11 protein-coding genes are annotated in these 10,687 nt (G+C 70.6%); 4 read left to right on the top strand and 7 right to left on the bottom strand.

Going from position 1 to position 10,687, the window contains the following annotated elements:
- A partial coding sequence (locus MZTS_RS03730; protein WP_192281723.1) for an FAD:protein FMN transferase occupies positions 1-649 on the top strand: 649 nt, incomplete at its 5' end.
- Positions 650-671: 22 nt separating this feature from the next.
- Positions 672-1,484 carry a DUF1194 domain-containing protein gene (locus MZTS_RS03725; RefSeq protein ID WP_192281719.1) on the top strand — a complete coding sequence of 271 codons (813 nt, stop codon included), beginning with the start codon at positions 672-674 and terminating at the stop codon, positions 1,482-1,484.
- Positions 1,485-1,497: 13 nt separating this feature from the next.
- Here MZTS_RS03725 and MZTS_RS03720 read toward each other — a convergent pair whose 3' ends face one another.
- The 7 genes from MZTS_RS03720 to MZTS_RS03690 form a co-directional block, all read right to left on the bottom strand.
- Positions 1,498-2,520, bottom strand: coding sequence for an isopenicillin N synthase family dioxygenase (locus tag MZTS_RS03720; RefSeq protein WP_192281716.1), 1,023 nt, complete (start codon positions 2,518-2,520; stop codon positions 1,498-1,500).
- A 1-nt stretch (position 2,521) separates the two neighbouring features.
- A complete protein-coding gene (locus MZTS_RS03715; RefSeq protein WP_192281713.1) occupies positions 2,522-3,844 on the bottom strand; it encodes an O-acetylhomoserine aminocarboxypropyltransferase/cysteine synthase family protein in 1,323 nt (440 codons plus the stop codon).
- 303 nt (positions 3,845-4,147) lie between these two features.
- Positions 4,148-5,218: an acyl-CoA dehydrogenase family protein gene (locus tag MZTS_RS03710; protein WP_192281710.1), complete on the bottom strand. Its 1,071-nt coding sequence runs from the start codon at positions 5,216-5,218 to the stop codon at positions 4,148-4,150.
- Between the two features lie 6 nt (positions 5,219-5,224).
- A complete protein-coding gene (locus tag MZTS_RS03705) occupies positions 5,225-5,782 on the bottom strand; it encodes an OsmC family protein (protein WP_192281707.1) in 558 nt (185 codons plus the stop codon).
- A 12-nt stretch (positions 5,783-5,794) separates the two neighbouring features.
- Positions 5,795-6,634, bottom strand: a complete 840-nt coding sequence (locus tag MZTS_RS03700; protein ID WP_192281704.1) for an ABC transporter permease subunit — start codon at positions 6,632-6,634, stop codon at positions 5,795-5,797.
- Positions 6,631-7,857 carry an ABC transporter substrate-binding protein gene (locus MZTS_RS03695; RefSeq protein WP_192281701.1) on the bottom strand — a complete coding sequence of 409 codons (1,227 nt, stop codon included), beginning with the start codon at positions 7,855-7,857 and terminating at the stop codon, positions 6,631-6,633. Before MZTS_RS03695 ends, MZTS_RS03700 begins: the two co-directional genes overlap by 4 nt.
- A gap of 25 nt (positions 7,858-7,882) precedes the next feature.
- Positions 7,883-8,617: an ABC transporter ATP-binding protein gene (locus tag MZTS_RS03690; RefSeq protein WP_210329100.1), complete on the bottom strand. Its 735-nt coding sequence runs from the start codon at positions 8,615-8,617 to the stop codon at positions 7,883-7,885.
- 521 nt (positions 8,618-9,138) lie between these two features.
- Here MZTS_RS03690 and MZTS_RS03685 point away from each other — a divergent pair.
- On the top strand, positions 9,139-10,053 hold the full coding sequence (locus tag MZTS_RS03685) for an ABC transporter ATP-binding protein (protein ID WP_192281696.1): 915 nt from the start codon (positions 9,139-9,141) through the stop codon (positions 10,051-10,053).
- Positions 10,050-10,687: branched-chain amino acid ABC transporter permease (locus MZTS_RS03680; protein ID WP_192281693.1), on the top strand; the 638-nt coding region annotated here is incomplete at its 3' end. The genes MZTS_RS03685 and MZTS_RS03680, both read left to right, overlap by 4 nt.

Here is a 10,687-nt window from a genome sequence, read left to right as displayed (position 1 = left end):
TGGGATCGAACGCGCCCTCGCTCTGGCGGAGCGGACCGAGGGCGCGTTCGATCCCACCGTGCAGCCGCTCTGGCCGGTCTGGGCCGAGGCCTCGGCCCGGGGCGAGAGGCCCGATCCGGCGGACCTGCGCGAGGCCGTCGCCCGCATCGGCTGGCGCCGCGTCGGCCTGACACCCGAGCGCATCGTTCTGGAACCCGGCACCGCCCTGACGCTGAACGCGCTGATCCAGGGCTACGCCGCCGACCGGGTGATGGCGGCCTTGCGGGAGCGGGGCATCGCCGACGCCTTCGTCGATACCGGCGAGTTCGGCGCGGTGGGCACCCACCCGGACGGGACGCCCTGGCGCCTCGGCATCGCCGACCCCCGTGCCCCGGAGGAGGCCGCCGCGGTGATCGCGCCGTTCCTGGGATTCGCGGCGACCTCGGGCGACTACAACATGAGCTTCTCGCCGGATCGCGCCGACCACCACATCTTCGATCCGGCCACCGGTCATTCGCCCGGTGGCCTCTCATCGGTGACGGTCACGGCCGAGACGGGGCTCGTGGCGGACGGGCTGTCCACCGCCTGCATGGTGCTCGGCCCGGAACGCGGAGGCCGGCTCGTGGCCGGGTGGCCGGGCTGCTCCCTCCGTTTCATCGGCAAAACCTGACATGTCGGACCGGGCCGCGCCGATGGATCGCCTTCGCCTGTCTCCTTCCGTGCGCCGGGCCCTTTTCACGGGGCTGGCCGCGCTCTGGATGGCCGGTCCTGCACGGGCGGAACCGCCGCCGGCGGTCGCCCTCGTCGTCGCCGTCGATGTCTCGCAATCGGTCGATGAGGCGCGCTTCACCCTGCAGATGGAGGGCATCGCCGCAGCCCTCGAGGATCCCGGCGTGATCGCGGCGATGACGGGCCGCCCCGGCGGCACTCTGTTCGCGATGGTCACCTGGGCCGATCAGGCCGGCCTCGCCCTGAATTGGCAGCGCATCGCGACCCGCGCCGACGCCCTGGCGACGGCGGCGCGGGTCCGCGCCACGCCGCGGCAATCCGGGGAATTCACCTGCCTCGGCCAGATGTTCCGAACCGTGGCCGCCAGCGTCATCCCGGCCATGCCGCTGCCGGCCGAGCGGATCGTCGTCGATGTCTCCGGCGACGGCATCGACAATTGCACCGACCCCGACAACCTGGAGGCGGAGCAGCAAACCCTGCTCGGCACCGGAGCCACGATCAACGGCCTGCCGATCCTGGTGCCGGGGGAGAACGACGTGGTCGGCGCCGGAGCGTACCGGGCGCCCGGCTACGGGCTGCGCGCGACGCCGCTGCCGCAGGACCGCACGGATCTGGCGCAATGGTACCGCGCCCATGTGGTCGGAGGCCCCGGCGCCTTCCTGCTGGCGGCGGCGGGCTACGGCGATTTCTCCAAGGCGATCCGCCGGAAGTTCGTGATCGAAGTCAGTGACGCCGCGCGCAGAATGGAAGGGTCACCGGCGCTGGACCCACGCTGACGACGCCCCGTCCTCACGCAGCCCGCACGTCTTCGACGAGGTCGGCGTAGTGACGCGCCGCCACATCGGGATGCGACCGCAGGCGGCCCTTGAGATAGTTGCGGCCGACCTCGCGGAAGAGCGGGTTGTCCGGGTCGCTCGCCGGCCCCCGCGCCTGGGCGGCGAGATCCGGCGGCAGGGAGAGGAGCGGCACGGTGGCGTCGTGGCGGGCGCCGAGGAAGAAGGCGACCGAGAGCCTGTCGCGGCCGGCGGCCGGTGCCACAACCCGGTGGACGGTGGCCCGGAGGAAGCCGTTCGAGGCGAGTTCGAGCAGTTCGCCGACATTGACCACGAAGGCGCCCTCGACGGGCGCCGCCGCGATCCAGCCTCCATCCTCGCCCTCGACCTCCAGCCCCCCTTCGCCGTCCTGAAGCAGCAGGGTCAGGAATCCGCTATCCTTATGGGCGCCGACGCCCTGCGCATCCTCCGCCTCGTCCCGGCCGGGATAGCGGATGATCTTGAGATGCTGGTTGGGAGCGCCCGCATAGATCGGCTCGAAAGCATCCGCCGGCTGGCCGAGGGACAGGGCGAACGCCCGGAGCAGACGGATCCCGATGCCGGTCACCGCCTCCTGCCACGCTAGCACCCCGGTGCGCAGGTCCGGCAGCGAGTCGGGCCAGAGATTGGGCCCCTGGAGCCGGGTCCAGGCCGGCAGGCCGGGATGCCACGGCAGGACCGTCCGCTCGGCCCCGGCATCGAACTGTTCGCGCCAGTCGGGCCGGCCGCGGGTGATCTCCCGGCCGGCCTCGGTATAGCCCCGGAAGTGGGGCGAATGGACCATGGCCACGGCCCGCTTCTCCGGCAGCGGCAGGGCGAAGAAGCGCCGGGCCAGGGCCTGGATCGCCGCGAGTTCGGTATCCGGAAGGCCGTGCCCGGTCAGGTAGAAGAAGCCGACGTCACGGGCCGCGACGCGGAGATCGTCGAGAAAGGCCGCGCGCTCGGCGTCACCGCCATCGAAGCGGCGCAGGTCGAGGACGGGGAGGCTCGCAGCCGTCATCTCAGGCCGCCCGCGCCAGGGTGCCGGCTGCCGCCAGCGCCTGATCGAGATCGGCCAGGATGTCGTCGATATGCTCGAGCCCGACGGAGAGGCGGACATAGCCGTCCGAGACACCGGTCGAGAGCTGCTCCCGCGGCCCGAGCTGCGAGTGGGTGGTCGAGGCCGGATGGATCGCGAGGCTGCGGGCATCGCCGATATTGGCCACGTGGTAGAACAGCTTGAGCGCGTCGATGAAGCGGCGGCCCGCCTGGCGGCCTGCCGCCAGTTCGAAGCCGACGAGGCCGCCATAGCCGCCCCGGAGGTAGCGGTCGGCCCGCTCACGGGCGGCCCCGGTCTGAACCGAGGGATGGATCACCCGCGCGACCTCGGGCCGGCCCTTGAGCCAATCGGCCACCGCCTGGGCGTTGCGGCTGTGGCGCTCGATGCGCAGGGGCAGCGTTTCCAGGCCCTGGAGGGTGAGGAAGGCGTTGAGCGGCGAGGCGGCGGGGCCGAGATCGCGCAGAAGGCGCACGCGGGCGCGCAGCACGTAGGCGATCGGTCCGATCGGTGCGGCGGCCTCGGTCCAGATCGCGCCGTGATAGCTCGCATCCGGCGTGGTGAGGGCCGGTTGCCGCTCCGGGCGGGCGGTCCAGTCGAAGCGGCCTCCGTCGATGATCGCGCCGCCGATGGCGATGCCGTGCCCGCCGAGATATTTGGTGGTCGAGTAGACGACGACGGCGGCGCCATGATCGAGCGGACGCGCCAGCAGCGGCGCGGCGGTGTTGTCGACGATCAGCGGAATACCGAGCGGCCGGCCGATGGCGGCGACCTCGGCGATGGGGAACACCGTCAGCTTCGGGTTCGGCAGGGTCTCGGCATAGTAGGCGCGGGTCCGGTCATCGGTCGCGCGCCGGAAGTTCTCGGGATCGGCGGGATCGACGAAGCGGACCTCGATGCCCTGCTCCGCCAGCGTATTGGCGAACAGGTTCCAGGTGCCGCCATAGAGGTCGGTCGAGGAGACGATGTTGTCGCCCGCCCGCGCGAGGTTCTGCACCGCGAGCGCCGAGGCTGCCTGCCCCGAAGCCACGGCGAGCGCCGCCGCACCGCCTTCGAGGGCGGCGAGGCGCTGTTCCAGCACGTCCACGGTCGGGTTGGTCACCCGCGTGTAGATGTTGCCGAGTTCCTTGAGCGCGAACAGGTTCTCGGCATGGTCGGTGTCGCGGAACTGGTAGGATGTCGTCTGGTGAATCGGCACGGCGACCGAGCCGGCCTGCGGATCGGCCCGCCATCCGGCATGCAGCGCGAGCGTCTCGGCATGGATCGAGGCGGTCAGGTCGCTCGGCATCGGTGATCTCCTTGCGGGACGCGCGACGGCCCGGCACCGTCCGGCCTCGCGTTCCATGATTAGTCTGTCGCTTCGATGCTTGCAGACAAGCCCGACGAAAACAGGATCATTCCAACCAAACGACGCCTCATTGTCAATAAAACTTGATTTTATTATTGACAATATAAAGACGATACCATGTTCGCTGCGGGTAAAAAAACAGAAACGGCATCTCCCGATCCGATATCGAGCCGGCCGAGGCGAGCCTCTCGCCAAAGCCCTTGCGGGCGCGGCCACTCGGCCTCGATGGGGTGCGGACCTGTCTCAAACACCCCGCGCCAATTCCGTGGTGATGTGTTTCACCGACGGAGTGACGATGGCCACGAACTGCGCCTCGCGCAGGCGGCGGAATGGCTCCGACCCTTCGAGATAGCCCCGGGCCCCGAACTGCAGCATGGCGGCCTGGGCCGCTTCGAGGGCCAGGAGCGAAACCTCGAGGCGCAGGCGCAGGGTGTCGAGGAAGGTGGCGCGGTCCTCCGCCCCGTGGCTGCGGGCCGCGACCGCCACCCGTTCGCGCAGGGCGGCGGCCCGTGCTTCGATGGCGTCCGGCCCGAGGGGCAGGAAGGCACCGTCGCGACGGCCGCGGGCATCGGCGCGCATCAGCGCCGCGACGCCCCGGGCGAGGCCGATCCCCATGCCGGTCTGCAGCAGCACGAAGCCATTGCGGATGCGCGGCAGGAAGGCCGCGACATCGTGCGAGATCACGTCCTCGTCGGCGAGATAGGCGTCGCGCACCAGCACCGTGTAGGTGCCTGTCCCCTCCAGGGCGACGAAGCGGGCATTGGCCGACAGCGCGACCGTCTCCGTTCCGGCCTCGAACAGCCCCATCACCCGCCGCCCGTCCGGAAGCGAGAAAATTCCGGCGAAGCGGTGACCGGGGCCGAGATTGGAGACCCAGGGCAGGCGACCGCGCACACGGTAGCCCCGGCCCTCCCGCTGGCCCTGAAGCGCCAGGGGCTCGATGCCGGCCAGCGCCTTCATCGGGTTCGACAGGCCGGTCCCGCCGAGGCGCTCCCCGGCCGCGAGGGCGTCGAGGTGACGGCGCGGGGCGGCCTCCTCGGCCCGCGCGAGGTACCAGACCAACGCGTCCTGGCACCAGGCGCAGAAGGCGGTGGAGAGGCAGGCCTCGCCCGCCTCGGCCATCGCGTCCACGGCTCCGAGCAGGCCATCCGGGGCGTCGCCGACATGGTGGGCGAAGGCCCCCGCCGCCCCGAGCGCGCGCAGCACGCCGTCAGGGTACTCCCCCGCATCGATGGCGGACAGGCGCGGGCGAAGCTGGTCGCGCACGATCTCCGTGACGGTTGACGACCTCGCGAGGCGGGCGGTGGCGGCCACGATGCGTCAGGCCCGGCTGAGGCTGACGGAGACCGGGTTCTTCACGGTGTTGAGCACCGGCGACCATCGGGCGGCATGGGCCACCAGTGCGTCGAGCTCGGCCTCGCTGGCTCCCTCGATGTCGAGACGCGCCTTCAGCCGCACTTCGCTGAGCCCCACCGGCTTCTCGGAGAGATCGCCGGTGCCCCAGACCGAGGTGATGTTGATGTCGCCCTCGGATTCGATCTCGATCCCCCTCACCGTCCAGCCACGGGCGACGGCGTTGGCCTGGAGGCCGACGGCGACGCAGGTGCCGAGCGCCGCCAGCAGCGCCTCGGTCGGGTTCGGGGCGGTGTCGTCGCCGAGCAGGGCCGGCGGCTCGTCCACCACATGGGCGTCGAGGTTGCGGATATAGTTGAGGTGGCGGAAGCGGCGGCCCTCGGCGATGGTCTTCGCCCGCACCGTCTTGACGATGCTCGGATCGGCCCGGCCCTTCTCCGAAAGGGCGAGGAGGCGGTCGCGGTCGATGGCCTCGAAGGTCTTCTCGAAGGTCTGGACGATCTCGCGCGTGACGGTCGCGGTCATGGGGGCAACTCCTTACGTGGCGGGAATCCAGCGGGCGCGGGCGGCGAGCCGCCCCAGCGCGCTGTCGAGGACGTAGCCGATCAGGCCGATCAGCAGGACGAGGGCGGCGAGGCGGTCGTAGGAGAGGGTGTCGCGGGCATCGTTGATGGCGTAGCCGAGCCCGCTGGTGACCCCGAGATACTCGGCCGGCACCAGCACGATCCAGGCGACGCCGAGGGCGAGGCGCAGGCCCGTGACGATGTCCTGCAGCACCGCAGGGACCACGACGGTGCGCAGGGTGGCGAGCCGGCCGGCGCCGAGATTGCGGGCCATGGTCAGCCAGACCGGATCGACCCGCTTCACCCCGGCCGCCGTGGCGAACAGGATCGGCCAGATCGCGGCCGCCGCGATCAGGAAGACGATGGCCCCGTCCCAACTCGGAAAGGTCAGCACCGCGACAGGCATCCAGGCCAGCGGCGAGATCATGCGCAGGAGCTGGAACGGCGGCTGCAGGATCCGCTCCGCCAGCGGCGAGGAGCCGACGAGCAATCCCAGCGGCGCGCCGAGCAGGAAAGCGGCGGCGAGCCCCTGCCCGATCCGCGCGAGGCTCGGCGCCGCAGCCCGCCACGCCTCGCCGGAGGCGATCAGCTCAACGAAGGAGGTCAGGGCCGGCCCTGGCGCGAAGCCGGCGAAGGCGGAATAGGCCGGCACGCTCTCCAGGATCAGCCCGCCCGCGAACCAGAGGCCGAGCAGGCCGGACAGTCCCACCAGCGGCGCCAGACGGGCGGCGAAGCCGGCCAGGGCGAGGCGCGGCCGGGCGGGTGCAATGCCCGGCTCGACCGCCAGTGCCGCATCGGTCACGCCGCCGCTCACAGGCTCAACACTTCCTGGCGGACGCGCCCGCCCGCCTCCGCAGCGCCGGGCCATTCCGGGTAGCGCGCCAGGGCGGCGGCGACGAAGCGGTCGTCGACGAGATCCCGCGCCACGAATTCCGGGTCGAGCCCCTTCAGGAAGGTGGCGTCGCCCTCGACCACCGTCCGGCCCATCGCCTCGACGATAAGCTTCGTGGCCGACGGGTAGGGCCAGGGCTGGAAATCGATGCGGCGCGCCTCCCAATCGGGATGGCGGATCGCCCCGCTCGCGGCATAGGCCGGGCCGTAATCGGTCACCGCCTTCACCACCACGTCGGCGGGCGTGGGCAGGTAGCCGCGCCCCTCCTTGGCGATCAGGCGCGCCACCTCCTCGCGGTTCTTCACGCAATAGGCCTGGGCGCGCACGATGGCCTCGACCGCCTTGCCCGTCCATTCCGGGTTGGCCGCCACCTGCCGTTCATGGGCGACGACGACACAGCAGGGGTGGTTCTTCCAGATGTCGCCGGTGAAGCGCAGCATCCGCGCCCCGGCCTTGATCTCACCGAGCGCGTTGAACGGCTCGGCGACGATGTAGCCGTCGATCTTGCCGGCCGCGAGCGCCGCCGTCATCTCCGGCGGCGACAGGATCTGCAGGGCGCATTCGTTCGGGCCCGCTTCTCCCCGGATCACGGGTGTCACGCCCGATTCCCGCAGCGCGTATTGCAGCACCACGTTGTGCATCGAGTACCAGTACGGCACGGCGACGCGCTTGCCGGCCAGTCCCTTGAAATCCTCGATGCCGCTCTTGCCGCCGACGACGATGCCCGATCCGTTGGTATGGGCCCAGGCCAGGATCTTGACCGGGAACTTGTTGTTGTAGCGCATCCAGACCGGGATCGGCTTCAGCAGATGGGCGAGGTTGAACTTGCCCGCGGCGAAGCCCTCGACCAGCGCCGACCAGGACCGCACCGGAACCGGCTCGGCGACCTTGAGGCCGGCCTCCTCGAAATAGCCCTTGGCATGGGCCACCAGCAGCGCCGTCGCGTCGGTGATCGGCAGGTAGCCGATGCGCACCGTATCGTCGTCGGCGGCATGGACGGCTCGGCCGGACAGGGCGAGCCCGCCGCCGCCGAGCAGGGCGGCGAGGCCGCCACGGGCCAGGGCGTCGAGCGTGTTGCGGCGGGTCCAGTCGGCGCGCGTCCATTCCTGCGTCCACAGGGCCGCATCGTCCTCGGGAGCGCTCATCGGTCGGGGTCTCACGGGCAAAGGGTCAGGCGGCTGCGCGACGGGGTGCGGAAGCCTCGGCCCCGAAGCGGCGGCGAAGGTCCGCCTCGGCATCGCTCCCGAGGCGGAAATCCGCCGTCACCCGGGCCGGGCGACCGCCGAGCACGATCGCCCGCGAAGCGAGCGCCGCCACGTCGGCAAGGTCGTGGGTGACGATGACCAGGGTCAGATCGTTCTGGCGGGCGAGCCGCAGCACATCGGCGCGCAGGGCGCTGCGCATCTCGGGATCGAGGGCGGAAAACGGCTCGTCGAGGAGCAGGATGCGCGGACGGCTGGCCAGGGCCCGGGCGAGCGCCGTGCGCTGCTGCTGGCCGCCGGAGAGCTGATGCGGCTTGGCCTGCGCATGCTCGGCGAGGCCGAGGTCGTCCAGTAGACGCAACGCCTCCCGCTCGCAGGCGGCACGGTCCCGCGCGAGACGGCCGGCGAGCCGGGCCGGCAGGAGCACGTTGTCGAGCACGCTGGCCCAGGGCAGCAGGGCCGGGCGCTGGAACATCATCGTGCAGCCGGGCACCGGTCCCTTCACCGCCGCTCCCTCGACCTGCAAGCCCCCGGAGGAGGGGGCGACCAGACCGGCGAGGATCTGAAGCAGGGTCGACTTGCCGACCCCGGAACGGCCCAGGATCCCGACCCGCTCACCGGCGGCGACGGTGACATCGACCCGTTCGAGCACCGTGCCGGCACCGTAACGGAAGGCGACACCCTGGAGGGAAAGCTGGGACAAGACGCGGTGGCTTCGCTTCGAAACAAAACTGGGCGCAGCCCCACACACAGCCGGCCGGAGGAGCCGGCGGCGTGCCGAGAGGGCCGCGTAACACCAAGAGTGTTCGAGACGAATATTCAGGTCAATGAACGAGAAATCCAAAATTCAATCGGGATTTGGAAAGTTGTTCTCGGATGAAATCTGCGCATGCCTTTTGGAGTGGCCTGCCCAGGCACCTCACCTTTGAAACGACCAAAACATCTGTCGCTTGAACAGGCCCGTTTCGGCGGTGAAGGTGTCCCGAGAGAGGATACAGGCAAGGCCCTCTCCAAATGCCACGCTGAGACGCAATTTTCATCTCGGATCGACAGAAACAACAGATGATCATACTTTTGACAGTGAAGTCTCATCTTCGATAGTTTTTGCGCCGTCAGTCGGAGCATGAGGGAAGCAATGCCTTCCACAGGTTCCTGACGCCTCCTGACGCGATTTCGACTTTCACGCAGTCCGACGGCTGCATGCGTTCGACGGAACTGTCTTCCATGCTTCGTGCCGCACGCCATGCCCTGGCGCCGCCGAGATGGCGTGCCTCGCGCCGGGCATCGCCCCTGACAGTCGCCCGGCCGCAGCCGGCAGCTTCCGCGCCGATGCCGAGCCGCCCGGTCCTCGCGGTCGAGGGCCTGTCGCTCGCTTTCGGCGGGACCGTCGCCTTCGACGCCATCGACCTGTCGGTGAGGGCACGGGAGATCCACGCGGTGATCGGCCCGAACGGGGCCGGGAAATCCTCGCTGATCAACACGATCAGCGGTCTCTACGCCCCACGGGCCGGGCGGATCGGCATCGGCGGGCATTCCTTCACGCGGGTGCCGACCGGGCGGCTCGCAGCGCTCGGCGTCGCCCGCACCTTTCAGAACCTCGCCTTGTTCAAGGGCTTGAGCGTCCTCGACAACGTCCTGTCGGGCCTCGCCGAGGCCCGGAGGGCGGGGCTGGCGGCGCAGCTCCTCGGCTTGCCGGCGGCCCGCCGCGAAGCGCGCGCGCACCGCGCGCAGGCGCTGTCCGTGATCGCGCTTCTCGAACTCGACGCCCATCGCGACAGGCTGGTAGGCAGCCTGCCCTACGGCCTGCAGAAGCGGGTGGAACTCGCCCGCGCCCTGGTCGCCCGGCCGCAGCTGCTGCTCCTCGACGAACCGATGGCGGGCATGTCGGCGACCGAGAAGGCCGAGATGAGCGGCTTCATCCTCGCGGCGCGCCGGAGCATCGGAACGGCCATCGTGCTGATCGAGCACGATATCGGGGTGGTGATGCGCCTGTCCGACCGGGTCACGGTGCTCGATCACGGGCGCCGCATCGCCACCGGCACGCCGGCCGAGGTGCAGGCGAATCCGGCCGTCATCGCCGCCTATCTCGGACTCGACGAGGACGAGGCCGCGGACGTCACCGTGGGAGAGGCGGCATGAGCCCCGATCTCGCCTTCCTCGTCGAGGTGATCGTCGGCGGGCTGCTTTCGGGCGTGATGTATGCCCTCGTCGCGATCGGCTTCGTGCTGATCTACAAGACTTCCGGCGTGCTGAACTTCGCCCAAGGGGCGATGGTGCTGTTCGCCGCCCTCACCTTCGTCAGCCTGATCGAGCGGGGCCTGCCCTTCCCGGCGGCGCTTGCCGCGACGCTGGCGGTGATGGTCGTCGTCGGGCTTGCCATCGAGCGGGCCGTGCTGCGGCCCCTGGTCAACCAGCCGCCGATCACCCTGTTCATGGCGACGCTCGGAGTCGCCTACGTCATCGAGGGCGCGGCCCAGCTCGCCTGGGGCACGCAGGTCCATGGCCTCGACCTCGGCATCGACGACACGCCGCTCGACGTCGGCGGCGTGCTGGTGAGCCGGTTCGACCTCTTCGCCGCGACGGTCGCAGGGTTGATGGTCGCGCTGCTCACCGCGTTCTTCCGCTACACCCGCACCGGCCTCGCCTTCCGCGCCGTGGCCGACGATCCCCTCGCCGCCCTCAATACCGGCCTGCGCCTGCCCCGGATCTGGTCGGCGGTCTGGATCGCCGCCGGCATCGTCGCCCTGGTGGCGGGCCTGCTCTGGGGCGCGCG

It is taken from the genome of Methylorubrum zatmanii (assembly GCF_014845115.1).
Taxonomy (GTDB): Bacteria; Pseudomonadota; Alphaproteobacteria; order Rhizobiales; family Beijerinckiaceae; genus Methylobacterium; species Methylobacterium zatmanii.
Note: the sequence above shows the minus strand (reverse complement) of the source record. Positions and strands in the feature narration are given on the sequence as shown.

What these genes read in the sequence shown, in the direction of transcription:
- MZTS_RS03695 (WP_192281701.1), bottom strand. Translation starts at nt 7,857, where the DNA reads ATGAGCGCTCCCGAGGACGATGCGGCCCTGTGGACGCAGGAATGGACG.
- MZTS_RS03715 (WP_192281713.1), bottom strand. Translation starts at nt 3,844, where the DNA reads ATGCCGAGCGACCTGACCGCCTCGATCCATGCCGAGACGCTCGCGCTG.
- MZTS_RS03685 (WP_192281696.1), top strand. Translation starts at nt 9,139, where the DNA reads ATGCTTCGTGCCGCACGCCATGCCCTGGCGCCGCCGAGATGGCGTGCC.
- MZTS_RS03720 (WP_192281716.1), bottom strand. Translation starts at nt 2,520, where the DNA reads ATGACGGCTGCGAGCCTCCCCGTCCTCGACCTGCGCCGCTTCGATGGC.
- MZTS_RS03725 (WP_192281719.1), top strand. Translation starts at nt 672, where the DNA reads ATGGATCGCCTTCGCCTGTCTCCTTCCGTGCGCCGGGCCCTTTTCACG.
- MZTS_RS03705 (WP_192281707.1), bottom strand. Translation starts at nt 5,782, where the DNA reads ATGACCGCGACCGTCACGCGCGAGATCGTCCAGACCTTCGAGAAGACC.